Source organism: Nocardia sp. NPDC055053 (assembly GCF_053608285.1).
Genome location: NZ_JBSGVD010000015.1, coordinates 89944 through 106289, shown reverse-complemented (window position 1 = coordinate 106289; position 16346 = coordinate 89944). Strand labels below are relative to the sequence as shown.

The window sequence follows — 16346 nt, the reverse complement described above, 5'->3', positions numbered from 1 at the left end:
TCAAGGGCGGTTGGCGAACCGGGGGTCGCTCAGCCCACCGGCGCCGGTTCGCCCGGCATGCCCTCCAGAGTGAGTCCGCCCTCGATGGTGTTGGGGACGCGGCGGCGGTTGGGGGAACCCAGCGCGGTGGTGAGGTCGCCGCCGTCGTGTTCGGCCAGCAGTTCGCCGCTGTCCCACACGAGCAGCGTCGCGCTGACGGTGTTCTCGGCGGTCGAATGCGCGAGGTCGTAGTGGGCGCAGCCGGGGACGTGCCCGTAGGTGATCCACAGGTCGTAGCCGGTCATGAACAGGTCCAGATCGAATTGCACACTCAAGCCGAGCAATTCGCTGCGGCCGTTGTCGTCGACACCGGCGAACGCCTCGTCCAGCGCGAGCAGGCGCGGAGCCTGCGGGTCGGCGGAATCGAGCATCACGTGCGCCGCCGCGAACAGCGGCAGGTGCAGCGAGACCGACTGTTCGCCACCGGAGAGCGCGCTGTGCCGGGCCACGGTCAGCTTGTCCTCGCTGCCGTCGCCGTTGATGAGGGTGAACGAGAACACCCGCCAGGTGCGGTAATCGAGGGTGGCGGCGAGGATCTCGGGATAGGACCGCTCCGGGTGGGCGGTGCGGGCCGCGCGGATCTCACTGGCGAAATGGGCACGGACGGAACCCAGATCCTCCGGGCTCAGCGCCGCGGTGTCGCGGTCGAGCAGCTTGCACATGGCGCGGGCGGCTTCCGACAGACCGTCGGCCAGCACCCAGTGCACCCCGATGGTGTTGCCCGAGGACATCCGGCGCTGCTTCATCTCCGCGCCCATGCGGGAGATGAGTTCGCGCGCGTCGCTGGTGCGTTCGTGGATCTGCTGGGCCAGGCCGGTCAGCAGCGCGTCCTCGAGGATGCGGCGTTCGGCGTCGGTGAGCAGCAGTTCCTGATCGCGGCGGGCGGCGTCGATGCGGGCGGCGAAATCGGCGAGCGCGGCCTGGCCGTTCTCGTCGTGCACGGCCACCACGGTGAGCCCGTCGGCGGCGTCCCAGTGCAGCCGGTAGTCGCGGCCCGAGGCGGTGAGCGCGGCGTCGAACTCCTGCAGCGCGCTGGTGACCGCCGAGCGGGTGGACTTGCGCCCGGCCTCGGTGGCGCGGACCTGGGCGGTGGCGGTGTCGAGATCGGTGAACAGGGCGCCTACCTCGTCGGGCAGTACCACCGGATCGGTCTCGGGGCCCGCGGCGACGATCCGGTACTGCACCTGTTCCGGGGTCGACCAGGCGGCGTCGGTGCTCGGCCAGCGGTGCTCGACGGAAGCGCCGAGCAGGCTGAGCAGGTCCGGCCGGGCATAGGGCGCCAGCGAGCGCACCTCGGCCAGCACCTCGGTGAGGGCGGTGGCGAGGGCTTCGTTGGCGGTGCGATAGGCGGCCTCGGCATCGCCGACGGCCTCGATCGCGGCATTGGCGGCCTTACGGGCGGCCCGCTGCTCGGCTTTGGCCGCCTCGATCGCGGCGCGCGCGGCCTCGAGTTCGCGATCGATGTCGGCGGCGCTGGCACCCAGTGCCTCGCGCAGCGTCTCGAGCTTGCGGTGCTGCTCCGTGTAACCGAGGCGGGCTGCCTCGGCCTCCTCGGCGAAGGCCTCGGCCAGTGCCCGCGCCTCGTCGTGGCGGTCGGCCCCCTCGCGTTCGCGTTCGCGTTCCCGCTCGTGCTCGGCACGCAGGCGCAGCAGCCCGGTGCCGGTGTTCTCGAAGTGCCGGATCGCGGCGGCCAGCGCGTCGAGTTCGCGCGCCTCGGCCGGGGTGCGGTGCGCCTGGGCGGTGGCGCGCAGCTTCTTGTCCATCGCGGTGGCCTCGCCGACCGCCTGATCGAGTTCGCGTTCGGTCTGGGTGACGGCCTCGGACCTCGACCGCATGAGACCGGCGGTCTCGGCGACCGTGCGGAGGGCCGAGGTGATCGCGGAGGGGCGGGGGAGCGCTTTGGCCGCCGCGCTGACAGCCACCAATTCGGCTGTCGCCGTGGCTTCCTCGGCCTTCGCCGCGTCGGCCTCGGCGGTGGCTGCGTCGATTGCCGCATCGAGCTCGGCCTGGCGCAGTTCACGTCGGCGGGCGCGCGCGGTCGCACCGAGGAATTCGGCCTCGGGCTTCGCGTGGCGGCCCACGTGCAGGCCGTGGCGGTAGGCGCCGGAGGTGCCGATGACGACGGGGGCCGCGTTGCCCGATGCCGATACGTCGTCGAGTGCGATCGAGGCGAGGACCTCGGCGACGGTCGCGGTCGGGATCGACAGGTCGTCGGAATTCTCCTCGACGACAAGGACTTCGGCGAGAGTACGGCCGGTGGGACGGTCCTCGGCGGGGAGTGGGAAGAGGTAGCGAACGCCGTCGACATCCGGTACGAGGTCGGGGCCGCAGATCCAGGCGTCGAGGAGGCCGGCGGCTTGCAAGGCGGCCTCGATGCCTGCGGCTTCGGCGGGAGTTACCGTGTCCGCGAAGCGAACCAGCCGCCACAGGGGCGCGCCGGGCAGACCGTCGTGTTCGCCGGAATCGGTGGGGTGCGGGGGCGGTGCGTCGTCGCGTTCGGCGGCCACGCGCTTGCGTTCGGCGCCAAGGCTATCCCGGCGCGCGATGGCAGCGGCTGCCCTGGACTTGGCGTCCTGACGGCGGGTGCGGATCTGTTCCTGCAAGGGCTCGCAATACTCGGCCAGCACCTCGTGCGCGGACGGCGCGTCCTCGGCGCCCGCCGCGGCGACGGCCGATTCCAAGGCGGCGAACAGCCCGGGGCGATTCGGATCGGCGACGAGCGATTCGTCACCTCCGGAGCCGGAGCCGGAGCCGGAGCCGGAGCCGGAGCCGGAGCCGGAGCCGGAGCCCGAGCCGGAGCCCGAGCCGGAGCGGAGGCTCGAGCTGGTGTCGGACCAGGACCCGAAGCCTGAGCCCGAGCGCGAACTGGTGTCGGAGCCCGAGTCGGTGTCGGAGCTGGTGCCGTCCGACCGCCCTGCCAGGTCCGTGCCGTGCCCATCGGGCAGCATCCCGGCGGTAATCGGTGCGAAGACCGCCGAGTTGGTCTGCCACCACGCGCGCAGGGCGGCAGCGGATTCGGTGCGGGCCAGGGCGACGGCGGCTTCGGCGTGGGCGACTTCGGCGGCCGCGGCGTCGCGCAGTTCCACCGCGCGTTCGGCGAGGCGCTGGGCGCGGGTGCGGTCGGCGGCCAGGGATTCCCAGCGGCTCAACGCTTTTCGTACCGCGCGGACGTCGGCATCGCGTTCCTCGGCGTGCCCGCGCACGGCGGCGGTGATCTGGTCGCCGCGGCCGTCGGCGCTCGGCGCCACCCACTCGATGCCGGCTTCCTCGGCGGCGGTGCGCAAGGCGTCCTCGCCCCGGACCAGTGCGGCGGCGGCGGTGCGCACGGCTTCGGCCGCGCGCTCGGCCTCTTCGGCGCGGCGCTGCAGGGTCTGGCCCGCTTCGGCGGCCTTGTCGCGGTGCACGGCCGCGGAGGTCTCGAGCCTGCGGACCGCGTCGGCGAGGTCGTCGAGTTGCTGTTTGCCCTCGTAGGCGCTGGAACGCTGCAGGTTCTCGCGGTCGGCGATGGCCTGCTCGTAGGCGCGGTCGGCTTCCTCGGCCCTGGTCTCGGCTTCGGTGCGGTCGGCCTCGCGGCGGGTGCGCAGGGCAGTGGCCGCGAAGAGGGCGGTCGAGGCGTTGGTCACCGCGTCGAGCCGGGTGCGGACCTGGTCGACATCGGTCTTCGCCTGCACCGCAAGGTATTTCCGGTACACGTCGACGAAACGGCGGGTCGCGGTGTCGGCCTGGACGAGCCCGTCGAGAGTGCGCCCGACCTCCTCCATATCGCTGAACGAGCGGGCCGCGTCCAGGATCAGCTGCTCGTCGAGCGGGCGCAGGCCGTCGGTCAGCGCCTGCGAGAGGCCTCGTGGGTCCAGGTTCTTGGCCAGCTGCGGCCTGCGCAAGGTGAGGATCAGGTTGATCAGCTGGTCGTAGCGCTGCACACCGAGCCCGAACATGCGCGCGTCGATGGCGGCGCGGTACTCCACCGGCCGGTCGACGATGGCGTCGCTGCCGATCTGCTCGGCGAGCTGCTTGCGGGTCAGCGGGCGGTCGTCGGGGCCGATGAGGGAGAAGTCGACGCCGGCGCGGCCGTCGGCGACGAAGTACCAGCGGGTCACCTTGTCCGAGGACCGGGTGGCGCGCATACCGATCCCGACGGTGACGACTTCCGGATCGTCCCAGCTACCGCGCGCGAACTCCATCCACACATACGAGTAGGCCGATTCCTGCTTGCGATACAGCAGGTTCGACTTCATGGTGCGTTCTTCACCGGCGAACGGATTGAGCCTGCGCGGCTCGATCCGCCCGTCGAGCACGAACGGGAACAGCACTTCCAGGGCTTTGGTCTTGCCCGACCCGTTGGGTCCGCGCAGCACCAGGCGGCCGTCGGCGAAACAGAACTCCTGGTCGCGGTAGTCCCACAGGTTGACGATGCCCGCGCGGGTCGGGACGAAACGCACTCCGCCGTGAATGAGCGACATCTGCTCAGTTCCCTCCCGTTCCGGTGCCGCCGCCGTCGGTGTCGGCGGCGGTGACGAACAATTCCTCGGCTTGCCGGACCCGCACGGTGACCACCGCGCCCCGGTATCTGGCCAGCGCGGGCAGCACGAGCAGCCCGCCCTCGACCGGCCGGATCAGCCGCAATTTGGTGAGCAGGGCGATCACCTCGGTGGTGAGCCCGCCGACGTCGGCCTGCCATTGCGCGGCGAAGGTCGCGCCGTAGCGGTCGGTCAGCGCGGTGACGGTGCCGCGCACCCACGTGTCCTCGAGGAACGGATAGGTGACCGGCCCGGCGTCCTCGAGGTCCGTGTCGAGGGAATCCGCTGTGGTGTCCAGGGTTTCGGCGTCCTCGGCCAGCGGGGCGAACACGCCCGCCTCGGGGATGGCCGCGTCGAGCAGGTCGAGCAGGGCGTCCTCGCCGGAAACGGCGGTGCGGTGCGGGACCGGGTTGTCGATGTCGATGACCACGTCGGCGATCTCGCCGATGAGCAGCAGCGCCACCTGCGCGAGGGTGCCGGTGCCGGGGAAGCGGGTGTCGGACAACCTGCCCGAGGTGTCGATGAGCGCGACCCCTTCGGCGCGGCGCTCGGCACGCAGACCGGTGCAGTACTCGACCTCACCCACCAGGCGGTCCTGGCCGAGCAGCGCACGTTCGGCGGGCGGGAGGTCTTCGAGGTACACGACGGGCCGCTCCACCAGGGCGCGGCGCACCCGGCGGGCCCGCTCGGCGGGCGCCTGCTCGGTGTCGTCGGCGAGCAGACCGCGCACGCTGTGCAGGTGCTGCAGCGCCCGCGGCGGCCGGAACAGCGCGAACACCACCGGCCGGTCGATGTCGTAGAGCGCCTCGCCCGCCTCGGGATCGCTGGCCCAGCCGCCCGCGTCCCCGTCGGCCAGCGTCAGCGCGCCCCGGGTGCCCAGCCACCCGACCGCGTCGACGAAGGCGTCCCGGTCGGCGGCGCGGTCGGTGGACAGCTCGAGGCCGTCGATCCGGCTCGCGTAATCGGCCACGTGCTCGGCCAATTCGGACAGGGTGATCTGGTCGCCCGCCCGGCCGAGCGCGGCCAGCGCCAGGGCGAGGTAGGCGTAGCGACGGCGATCGAAGACGCGATCGTTGACGCTGCGCGCGGGCCTGGTGTCGTCGAGCCGGTCGTGCACGGGGTAGAGCCGGGCCGTGGTCTCGGTGACTTCCAAGCGGTAGCCGAACAGTTCGGCGAGGTCCTCGCGCAGCTCGGTGGCCCAGCGCCGGATCAACGGCAGCGCGATCCGGTCGGGATAGACCCGGGTGACCAGGTGGTTGGCGAGCATCACCCGGGCGGCGCGCTGGTAGCTGTCCAGGGCGAGGGCGTCGATGCGGCGCTGCTGTCTCATCGTGGCGTCCCCCGTCGCGTCGTCGCGGTGACCTCGAGGCGGCGATTGTTCAGATGCAGCAGACCCGCCGCGGTGCGGATGATCGTCGACCCGTCACAGGGGCGCACCGTCAGCGTCACACCGTTGTCGGAACCCGTTGTGCCGTCGACCTTTCCGCTGACCGGTACCCACGCTGTCGATGCCGCGTCGAGCAGCCGCAGCAGGACCTCGGTCTCGCGCTGGTCGAGCACCCGTTCGTGCACGGCGCCGGTGGCCAGCGATGCCGCGGCCTGCGCGCGTTCGCGCTGGGCGGCCAGCTGTGCCTCGCGCAGCCTGCGGATGCCCGCGTCGTTGCGCGCGATCCGGGCGGGCGCGCCCACGGTCGGCGCGCGGCCCGTCTCGGCGAGAGTCCGCGAGATCTCCAACGGTGGTGCTTCCCACCAGGATCGGCCCGCGGGAATCACTTCCGCATCGGGATGCTCCAGCGCCAGATGCCGCGGTCTGCCCAGGCCGAACACCGCGTCGTAGAGCGCGTGCGCGCTCCCGGTGGTCGGGGTGTCGACGAACCAGGCGGCCAGATGCCGCAGCGCCGATTCCCGGCTGACCCCACCGCGCCGGGTCTCGGTGACCCGGCGCAACAGCGACAGCACCGCGGCGATCGCGCTCATCGTCGCCTCCCGCAGCCGATCGGCCTCGCACGACTCGTTCGCCTCGCCGCTGCCCGCGCTGACGAACCAGGTGCGCAGACCGTCCCAGCGCGACCGCCAGTCCGCTTCCCGCTCGGCCGGGCTCAGCATCACCCGCTCGTCGCAGCTCGCCGCGCGCGCGATCAGCTGCTCGACGCCGGTGTCCTCGACCTCACCGATCGCGGCCGCAAGCCGGGGCGCGAAACGGGCCAGGTCCATGCTGAACTCGCGCATGTGCGCGAGCAACGCATCCTTGTGCGCGAGAAAGGATTCCGGGGTGATCTCGGTGGTGCGCACCAGATCGCCCAGCGACAGGTAGAAGTGCGCCGCCCGCGCCGCCATGTCGGTGAGGGTCGCGTCGAGCCTGCGCAGCGTCGTGTAGACGCGCTCGGCGTCCCCGTCGCGATTGGCGGCGGCCAGGGTGCGCAGATCGGTGAGCAGTTCGGGCAGCACAAGACGCGACAGCGACGCGTCGTCCATCCTCGCCGTCAGCACCCCGGCCACCGCCCGGTACGCCTGGAAACCGGCCTGGGCGAACTGGTAGACGTAGTGCCGGTTGCGGTACTCGGCGAGGGTGGCCGCGCGGGTGCCGTCGTAGCTGCGCTCCAGCACGCCCCAGCGATGCAGCTGCTCGAGCAGCGGGCCGATCTCGACGGCGGCCAACGGCACACCCGCGGGCCCCGCGTGCGCGCCCGTCTCGGCCTTGGCGATCCACTCGGCGACGTCGTCGGCGTGCAACAGCACCACGTACGCGGCGCGGGCGCTGTCGAAAGCGCGCAGCACCCGCAGGTAGTCGGCGCGCTTCTCGGCGGTCGCGAACGAGAACAACCGCAGACGCTCGTCCCACAGGGCGGGTACGGCGCTGGGCAGGCCGTCGGCGAGGTCGGTCACCGTAGACAGGTTAGTGGTGGCCGCCGGGCGGCCATGGGGACCCGTCCCGGATCGGCGCGCCTCCCGCGTCTGGTATTCACGGCTCACCCGACGTTGAGCGAGCGCAGCTGCCCGAGGAACGACTGGGTGCGCGGGTCTCCTGGGAAGCGTTCGATGATCTCCCTGGCCGCCTCGCTGGCGATCCACGCCAGCGACGGCAACGAGCGCCGACCCGCGGTGAAGGCCGCGACGCCCTCCTCGACCGCGCGTTCGAGATCGCGGTCGCGCGCCGCGACAACGGCCAGCGTCAGCCGCGCCTCCGACACCCGCATCGGATTGCGGATCGACCCGTCGGGCCGGGTCGAATCGCTGATCACCTGCTGGGCGTAGCGTTCGGCCAGCCGGTCCTGACCCGCGACGCGGCAGCAGTCCATCGCGTAGAAGTCGAACTTCGTCGCGTCGATGACGAAGTGGTTGGCCAGATCGGCCGGATGACCCATCCGCGACAGGATGGCCCTGCCCTCGTCGAGCGCGGTCTGCACGGCACGGCGGTCGCCGAGCCGGGCCCAGCCCTTGGCGCGCTGGGCGGCCAGCTGCACCCCGACACTCATCGAGGTGGTGCCCGGCATCGCCTTCTCCGAGACCTCGATCGCGCCACGGAAGTTGCCCTGGGTCAGCGCGAACCAGGCCGACATCTCGGCCGCCCACGCGGAGATCTCGACATTGCCCGCCTCGCGCCCGAGCGAATCGGCGGCCCGGCGGGTCGCCTCGGCGCCCGCCCGCTGCCCGAGGTCGTAGTCGACGCAACCGACCAGCAACGCCACCCAGCCTGCCAGCACGAGGATTTCCCGATGCTGGCTCAGGGTGAGTCTGCCGTCGAGCAGCGAGGTGATCCGGCGCAGCCACGCGGTGCCCTCGGTGTGCAGTTCGTGCGGGTCGGCGTAGGCGTACTCGCAGCACAGCCGTTCGGCGGTGATCCGCACCGCGTCCAGGGTCGCGCTGTTGACGTCGGACATCCGGAGCCTGCCGATGAACTCCAGAGTGTCCATACCCGTTGCCGATAACAGCTCGTCATCGCGGTTGGGCCGGGACTTGGGGAAGAACGCGGCGGTGACGGTGTCGAACGCGGCCGCGATGATCGGCGCGTAGAACTCGTCGGGTCGCGATTCCCCGGATTCCCAGCGCCGCCAGTTGCGCAGCAGAGTACTGTCCGTCGGCAGGTTGTGGGAGGACTTGGCACGCATCGCGCGGACGGCATCGGCTTGCGACCACCCCCTCGCGTCACGTTCCGAGCGCATCCGGACAGCCCAGACGGGTCGATCATCAGTTGCGGTCACGGCGGTAGTATCCCACCAGTTAACGTTCGGCGTCCCGAATAGGGCATGTAGATGTCATCGGCTTGACATCTGCTGCGGCGGGCCGCGAATACGCATGCTGTAAGCAGGTGCTCGGCCCGCAGACCGGACACCCGCTTTGCAGGAGAGCTTGCAGGGCAACGCAGTACCCCCGCGCGGCGCACGGCGTGGCGCGGGGGGATCCGACAACAGAACAGCGATCCCTATCCAACGGAGGTTCGGGTGGAAGCGTTGATCTATGGATACTTGCGGGACGACCTGGCCGACGGCCAGAGCGACCAATTGGAGGACGCGCTACGCAGCCTGGCGCGCACCGCGGGGATGTGTTTCGCCGCGACGTTCCATGAATCGACCGCGGGTGACGGTGCGGCGTTCGCCGAGCTCACTCAGGAATTGAAGCGGGCCGACGCGCACCATGTGGTGGTGCCGTCACTCGATCACCTTGCCGGCCAGACGATCCCGCGTGACATGCTGATCGCGAAGCTGGCGCACGAAGCGGCCGCCCAGGTTCTGACCCTGGAGCGCTAGCCGTGGACACCTCCGCCGACACCGAACCACCATCCCGGTAGCGACGGCTCCGGCCGCGAGACAGGCGAACAGTGCGAGCGGGCGCTGGTCACCGAACACCGGGCACACGTGCCAGCAGCACGGCGCTGACGATCAGCCGCTGCCAGACTGCCGTCGCCTTCGCTCCGGCCGAGCCGAGAACGAAGTATCACCAGGCCAGCGGTGACAACTCTTGTTGAGCAGCAACACATTCTGCAACCAGCCGCCGCGCAGGGCCGAGCCGCGCCGCGAACGTCGCGACACGGCCGGCCGGCTGGGCACAGGTCAGAGGCCGAAGCTGCCAGGGCCGCGCCGGCGCAGGTACTTCTCGAACTCCGCCGCGATGGCGTCGCCATCGATCTTCGACATGGTCTCGTTGAGGTCGAGCGCCGCGTCGCCGCGCTCCTCGAGCGAGCGCACGTACTCGTTGATCTCCTCGTCGCCGACGGTCATCTCGTTGACCGCCGCCTCCCACTCCTCGGCCTGGGTCGGCAGCTCACCGAGCGGAACCTCGATGTCGAGGACGTCCTCGACCCGGTGCAGCAGCGCGATCGTGGCCTTCGGGTTCGGCGGCTGCGATACGTAATGCGGCACCGCCGCCCAGAACGACACCGCGGGCACCCCGGCCTTGACGCACTGGTCCTGCAGCACCCCGGTGATCCCGGTCGGGCCCTCGTACCGGGTCTGCTCCAGGCTGAACCGCTCGGCCGCCTCCGGGCTGTACGCCGAACCGGTCACCGGAACGGGCCGCGTGTGCGGCGTGTCGGCCAGCAACGCGCCGAGGATGACGACGGTCTCCACCCCCAGCTGCTCGATGAACTCGAGCAGGTCGTTGCAGAAGCTGCGCCACCGCATATTGGGTTCGATCCCGCGCAGCAGCACGACGTCGCGGTCGCTACCGGGGGGCGAGCACACCGACAACATGGTCGAGGGCCACTGGATCTCCCTGGTCACCCCGTCCACCTGACGCACCGTCGGGCGGTTCACCTGGTAGTCGTAGTAATCCTCGGAATCGAGTTCGGCGAGCGGCTCCGCGTCCCAGATCAACTCCAGATGTTCGACCGCGCCACTGGCGGCGTCACCGGCGTCGTTCCAGCCCTCGAAGGCCGCGACCAGCACGGGATTGCGCAACGTCGGCAGTTCCGTCTCGGGGGTTTCACTGGCATCCACCCGGTCAGCCTAGTGTCTTCGGCGAATTGTTTTGCGGTGACCGGCGCTGTTGCGTGTTTCCCGTTCGAGCTGTGGCCGGCGCCACTCGATTCACCCGCAGTGGTCTTGCGCGTCGGAGCCGCCCATTAGTCTTGACCCATGTCTGCGTCCTTGCCCACCGGGTTCGATACCACGCTCCTCGACACGCTGCGACGACGTGTCGTCATCGGCGACGGTGCGATGGGCACGATGTTGCAGGCCGCGGATCTGACGCTCGACGATTTCCGTGGCCTCGAAGGATGCAACGAGATCCTCAACGACACCCGCCCCGATGTCCTCGCCGATATCCACCGCGCCTACTTCGCGGCGGGCGCGGACGCGGTGGAGACCAATACCTTCGGCTGCAACCTACCCAACCTGGCCGACTACGACATCCAGGACCGGATCCGCGACCTGTCCGAGCGCGGCACCCGGATCGCGCGCGAGGTCGCCGACGAGATGGGGCCGTCCGCCGACGGCACCCCGCGCTACGTCCTCGGCTCGATGGGCCCCGGCACCAAGCTCCCGACGCTGGGGCACGCGCCGTACGTCTCGCTGCGCGACGCCTACACCGAGGCCGCCCTCGGCATGCTCGACGGTGGCGCCGACGCCATCCTGATCGAGACCTGCCAGGACCTGCTGCAGGTCAAGGCCGCCATCACCGGCAGCAGGCGGGCCATGATCGCCGCGGGCCGCCGGATCCCGATCATCACCCACGTCACCGTGGAGACCACCGGCACCATGCTGGTCGGCAGCGAGATCGGCGCGGCGCTGACCGCGCTGGAACCGCTCGGCATCGACATGATCGGCCTGAACTGCGCGACCGGTCCCGACGAGATGAGCGAGCACCTGCGGCACTTGTCGCGGCACGCGCAGATCCCGGTGTCGGTGATGCCGAACGCGGGCCTGCCGGTGCTCGGCGCGAACGGCGCGGAGTACCCGCTGACCCCGGAGGAGCTCGCGGTCGCGATGAGCGGCTTCGTCTCCGAGTTCGGCCTCGCGATGGTCGGTGGCTGCTGTGGCACCACCCCGGAGCACATCCGTCAGGTCGCCGAGGCGGTGCGCGTGGTCGAGACCACGCTGCCCCCGATCGAGGCGCGGCGCACGCCCGAGCACGAGCCGGCCGTGTCGAGCATGTACACCGCGGTCCCGTTCGAGCAGGACGCCTCGATCCTGATGATCGGCGAGCGCACGAACGCCAACGGCTCCAAGGCCTTCCGTGACGCCATGCTGGCCGAGGACTGGCAGCGCTGCCTCGAGATCGCCAAGGACCAGACCCGCGACGGCGCGCACATGCTCGACCTGTGCGTCGACTACGTCGGCCGCGACGGCACCGTGGACATGAACGAGCTGGCCTCGCGCCTGGCGACGTCCTCGACCCTGCCGATCATGCTCGACTCCACCGAACCGCCGGTGCTGCAGGCCGGTCTGCAGCATCTGGGTGGCCGCTGCGCGGTGAACTCGGTGAACTACGAGGACGGCGCCGGTCCGGATTCTCGGTTCCAGCAGATCATGCGGCTGGTGTCCGAGCACGGCGCCGCCGTGGTCGCGCTGACCATCGACGAGGAGGGCCAGGCGCGCACCGCCGACGCCAAGGTCGCGATCGCCGAGCGCCTGATCGAGGACATCACGACCAACTGGGGTCTGCTGGAGTCCGACATCATCGTCGACACGCTGACCTTCACCCTCGGCACCGGCCAGGAAGAGTCGCGCAAGGACGGCGAGGAGACCATCAAGGCGATCCGCGAGCTCAAGCGCAAGCATCCGGATGTGCAGACCACCCTCGGTCTGTCCAATATCTCCTTCGGCCTGAACCCCGCCGCCCGGCAGGTGCTGAACTCGGTGTTCATGCACGAATGTGTCGAGGCCGGACTGGATTCGGCGATCGTGCACGCGTCGAAGATCCTGCCGATGAGCCGGATTCCCGACGAGCACCGCCAGGTCGCGCTGGATCTGATCTACGACCGCCGCACCGAGGACTACGACCCGCTGCAGAAGCTGATGGCGCTGTTCGAGGGTGTCTCGACCGCGTCGTCGAAGGCCTCGCGGGCCGAGGAACTGGCCGCGCTGCCGCTGTTCGAGCGGCTGGAGCGGCGCATCGTCGACGGTGAGCGCAACGGCCTCGACGTCGATCTGGACGAGGCGATGCAGTCGGTGCCACCGCTGCGGATCATCAACGAGACGCTGCTGTCGGGCATGAAGACCGTCGGTGAGCTGTTCGGCTCGGGCCAGATGCAGCTGCCGTTCGTGCTGCAGTCGGCCGAGGTGATGAAGACCGCTGTCGCGCACCTGGAACCGCACATGGAGGCCACCGACGACTCCGGCAAGGGCCGGATCGTGCTCGCCACCGTGAAGGGCGACGTGCACGACATCGGCAAGAACCTGGTCGACATCATCCTGTCCAACAACGGCTACGAGGTGGTCAACCTCGGCATCAAGCAGCCGATCGCCACCATCCTCGACGCCGCCCAGGACAAGAAGGCCGACGTGATCGGCATGTCCGGGCTGCTGGTGAAGTCGACCGTGGTGATGAAGGAGAACCTCGAGGAACTCAACGCCAAGGGTGTCGCCGAACAGTTCCCGGTGCTGCTCGGTGGCGCCGCGCTGACCCGCGCCTACGTGGAGAACGACCTCACCGCCGTCTACGAGGGCGACGTGCACTACGCCCGCGACGCGTTCGAGGGCCTGCGGCTGATGGACGAGATCATGACCGTCAAGCGTGGCGGTGGTCTCGATCCCGACAGCCCGGAGGCGATCGCCGCCAAGGAGAAGGCCGCCGAGCGTAAGGCCCGCCACGAGCGCTCCAAGCGGATCGCGGCCGAGCGCAAGGCCGCCGAGGTGCCGATCGAGGTGCCCGAACGGTCCGACGTCGCCGCCGAGCTGCCGGTGCCCACCCCGCCGTTCTGGGGCACCCGTGTGGTGAAAGGCCTGCCGCTGCAGGAGTATTCGGGTCTGCTCGACGAGCGGGCGCTGTTCCTGGGGCAGTGGGGTCTGCGTGGTCAGCGCAGCGGCGACGGGCCCTCCTACGAGGAACTGGTGGAGACCGAGGGCCGTCCGCGGCTGCGGGCCTGGCTCGACCGGCTCGCCACCGAAGGCGTGCTGCAGCACGCCGCCGTGGTCTACGGGTACTTCCCGGCGGTGTCGGAGGGCGACGACGTCATCGTGCTCACCGAGCCCGACGCCGACGCACCGGAGCGGTACCGGTTCACCTTCCCGCGTCAGCAGCGCGACCGGTTCCTGTGCATCGCCGACTTCATCCGCTCGCGCGAGCGGGCCCGCGAGACCGGCCAGGTCGACGTGCTGCCGTTCCAGCTGGTGACGATGGGTCAGCCGATCGCCGACTTCGCCAACGCGCTGTTCGCGGCCGACAACTACCGCGACTACCTCGAGGTGCACGGCATCGGCGTGCAGCTGACCGAGGCGCTGGCCGAGTACTGGCACCGCCGGGTGCGCGAGGAACTGACCCTGGACGGCCAGTCGGTCGCCGACGACGACCCCGCCGACATCCAGGACTACTTCAAGCTCGGCTACCGCGGTGCGCGGTACTCCTTCGGCTACGGCGCCTGCCCGGAGCTCGAAGACCGGGCCAAGCTGGTCGACCTGCTCGAGGCGGGCCGGGTCGGAGTGACGCTGTCGGAGGAGTTGCAGTTGCACCCGGAACAGTCGACCGACGCGTTCGTGCTGCTGCATCCGGAGGCGAAATACTTCAACGCCTGAGACACTGACAGGCGACGGTTGATCGGACCGGTCCCCGCGGGGCCGGTCCGAAGTCGTTGTGCCGGTTGTGAGTCTGGTCACGAAGCGGCCGGGAGTCCTTGGACTCAGGCCGCCGGATACTAGGGCAAAGCAGCTCAGCACGTAGGATTTTCGAAAGTTTCATCCCGCTGTGGCGCGGAGGGCTGGACGACTCGGCGGTATTGCAGGAGGGGCACACGTTATGACATCGGATCGGTTGATCGCGGGACGCTATCGACTCACCGACCCGATCGGCACCGGCGCGATGGGAGTCGTGTGGCGCGCCACCGACGTCCGGCTGCGCCGCACCGTCGCGGTGAAGCAGTTGCTGCTCGCACCGGGGCTCACCGGATCGCAAGCGCTGGAAGCGAAGCTGCGCGCCATGCGCGAGGGCCGGATCGCCGCGCGGCTGCATCATCCCAACGCCATCACCGTCTTCGACGTCGCCGAGGAAGACGGCCAGCCGTGGCTGGTCATGGAATACATGAACGCGCCGAGCCTGGCCGTGAAGCTGGCGGGCGGCGCGACGCTGCCGCCGATCGAGGTGGCCGGGATCGGCGCCCAGGCCGCGGCGGCGCTGTCGGCGGCGCACGACGCCGGGATCATGCACCGGGATGTGAAGCCCGCCAACCTGCTCGTCGGTGACGACGGCACCGTGAAACTCACCGACTTCGGCATCTCGCACGCCACCGGCGATGTCACGGTGACCGCCACCGGGTTCCTGGCGGGCACACCCGCCTATCTGGCGCCCGAGATCGCCCGTGGTGATGATCCGAAGCCCGCCGCCGACATCTTCGCGCTCGGCTCGACGCTGTACGCCGCGGTCGAGGGGGCGCCGCCGTTCGGCGAGGGCGACAACCCTCTCGCGGTGCTGCACGCCGTCGCCAGGGGCGTGGTGCCGGAACCGAAGCACGCGGGTCCGCTCGGTCCGGTGCTGATGTGGCTGCTGACCGCGTCGGCCGAGGACCGCCCGACCATGGCGCAGGCCAGGAAGGCCCTGGAAGATGTTGCGGCGGGGCGGGTTCCGGCGCTGCCCGCTTCGGCGACGAAGGTGCTGCCGATGGGCGAGGCGGCCACGACGCTGCTGCCGCAGCCGACCGCGCCCGCGGGCGGGGCCGCGGCGAAGTCCGGTGCTGCCGCTCTGCTTGGCAGCGGGCTGGCGCTGGCCAAGGCGGCCAGGTCGGCGATCACGGGTGGGTCGTCTGCCACGGGATCCGGTGGGGTCCCCGGTGTTTCCGGTTCGGCGGGACAGCCCTCCGCGCCGGGCTCGGACAGCGCGCCGTCGGCGGCAGGCACGAACGCGGACCGGGCAGGTGCCGAACAGCGCCGGGTGCAGGACGACGTGCGGGGAACCGGCGCCCGCGACCACCAGCGCGCCGGGTCACCGTCCGGTCCACCACCGATCGGCCCGAATCCGCCCGCGCGCACCGATTCCCCGAACAACAGCAGGGCCATCCTGCTGCTCGCCGCCGCCGTCGCCGCGTTCACGGTGATGCTCGTCGTCCTGGTCGTCACCCGCGATCGGGGCGCCGATCCCGGTCAGCAGGCGCAGAACCCGGTCACCGTGACCACGGTGGTCGACGGCAAGGTGAGCACGGTCGTGATCGTGCCCGAGCAGGAGACGGTCACCGTGTCCGCGCCGGCGACCGCGTCGCCGAACGGAGCGACGAGCACCGGCCCCACCTCGGGCGCCCCGGCGACGAGCACCTCCGGCAAGCCCACCGCCACGCCGTCGCCGACCAGCACGACGATCACCACCACGCCGTTCGGCCCGCCGACACCGGACCGGGTGGCCCAGTTCATCGCCGGGTACTACGGCATGCTGCCCGGCAATATCGGTGGGGCCTGGGCCCAGCTCGCCCCCGGCTATCAGGCGCAGACCGGTGGCTTCGGGCAGTACTCCTCGTTCTGGTCGACGGTGCGGTCGGTGACTGTCGGCTCGATCACGCCCAACGGGGAGAACCGGGCGGTCGTCTCGCTCACCTACCACCTCACCAACGGCACCGTGAGCTCGGAGAATCGCTGGATTCAGGTCAGCGGCACCGGCAACGCGCTGCAGATCGCCGGCTCGGGAGTCTGAGGGGCACCCGCTACCCTGAAC

General features: G+C 70.6%; 8 protein-coding genes. 3 read left to right on the top strand and 5 right to left on the bottom strand.

The genetic code is table 11. The features are described 5' to 3' along the window. Nucleotides 1-29: 29 nt before the first annotated feature. The 4 genes from ACWF82_RS17920 to ACWF82_RS17905 all read right to left on the bottom strand — a co-directional run bounded on the left by ACWF82_RS17920 (nt 30) and on the right by ACWF82_RS17905 (nt 8665). A complete protein-coding gene (locus ACWF82_RS17920) occupies nt 30-4499 on the bottom strand; it encodes an SbcC/MukB-like Walker B domain-containing protein (protein ID WP_452502428.1) in 4470 nt (1489 codons plus the stop codon). A 4-nt stretch (nt 4500-4503) separates the two neighbouring features. Next, nucleotides 4504-5886 (bottom strand): DUF2398 family protein, encoded by a 1383-nt coding sequence (locus ACWF82_RS17915; protein ID WP_452502426.1) that lies wholly within the window; start codon nt 5884-5886, stop codon nt 4504-4506. Beyond that, nucleotides 5883-7442: a TIGR02677 family protein gene (locus ACWF82_RS17910; protein ID WP_452502424.1), complete on the bottom strand. Its 1560-nt coding sequence runs from the start codon at nt 7440-7442 to the stop codon at nt 5883-5885. Before ACWF82_RS17910 ends, ACWF82_RS17915 begins: the two co-directional genes overlap by 4 nt. A gap of 83 nt (nt 7443-7525) precedes the next feature. Continuing rightward, complete coding sequence (locus ACWF82_RS17905) at nt 7526-8665, bottom strand: XRE family transcriptional regulator (protein WP_452502422.1); 1140 nt, start codon at nt 8663-8665, stop codon at nt 7526-7528. Between the two features lie 333 nt (nt 8666-8998). On the opposite strand from ACWF82_RS17905, the gene ACWF82_RS17900 reads away from it, so the two are divergent. Further along, nucleotides 8999-9304, top strand: coding sequence for a hypothetical protein (locus tag ACWF82_RS17900; protein ID WP_189023021.1), 306 nt, complete (start codon nt 8999-9001; stop codon nt 9302-9304). A 303-nt stretch (nt 9305-9607) separates the two neighbouring features. On the opposite strand, the gene ACWF82_RS17895 is transcribed toward ACWF82_RS17900, so the two are convergent. Next, nucleotides 9608-10492: a PAC2 family protein gene (locus ACWF82_RS17895; protein WP_379307119.1), complete on the bottom strand. Its 885-nt coding sequence runs from the start codon at nt 10490-10492 to the stop codon at nt 9608-9610. Nucleotides 10493-10630: 138 nt separating this feature from the next. On the opposite strand from ACWF82_RS17895, the gene metH reads away from it, so the two are divergent. After that, entirely contained in the window at nt 10631-14227 is a 3597-nt protein-coding gene (gene metH / locus ACWF82_RS17890) for a methionine synthase (protein WP_452502420.1), read from the top strand. A 220-nt stretch (nt 14228-14447) separates the two neighbouring features. Further along, nucleotides 14448-16325, top strand: a complete 1878-nt coding sequence (locus ACWF82_RS17885; RefSeq protein ID WP_452502418.1) for a serine/threonine-protein kinase — start codon at nt 14448-14450, stop codon at nt 16323-16325. Nucleotides 16326-16346: the final 21 nt, after the last annotated feature.

Excerpts from the sequence above, each read along its gene's own strand:
- ACWF82_RS17920 (WP_452502428.1), bottom strand. The coding sequence starts at position 4,499 with ATGTCGCTCATTCACGGCGGAGTGCGTTTCGTCCCGACCCGCGCGGGC.
- ACWF82_RS17915 (WP_452502426.1), bottom strand. The coding sequence starts at position 5,886 with ATGAGACAGCAGCGCCGCATCGACGCCCTCGCCCTGGACAGCTACCAG.
- ACWF82_RS17905 (WP_452502422.1), bottom strand. The coding sequence starts at position 8,665 with ATGCGTGCCAAGTCCTCCCACAACCTGCCGACGGACAGTACTCTGCTG.
- metH (WP_452502420.1), top strand. The coding sequence starts at position 10,631 with ATGTCTGCGTCCTTGCCCACCGGGTTCGATACCACGCTCCTCGACACG.
- ACWF82_RS17885 (WP_452502418.1), top strand. The coding sequence starts at position 14,448 with ATGACATCGGATCGGTTGATCGCGGGACGCTATCGACTCACCGACCCG.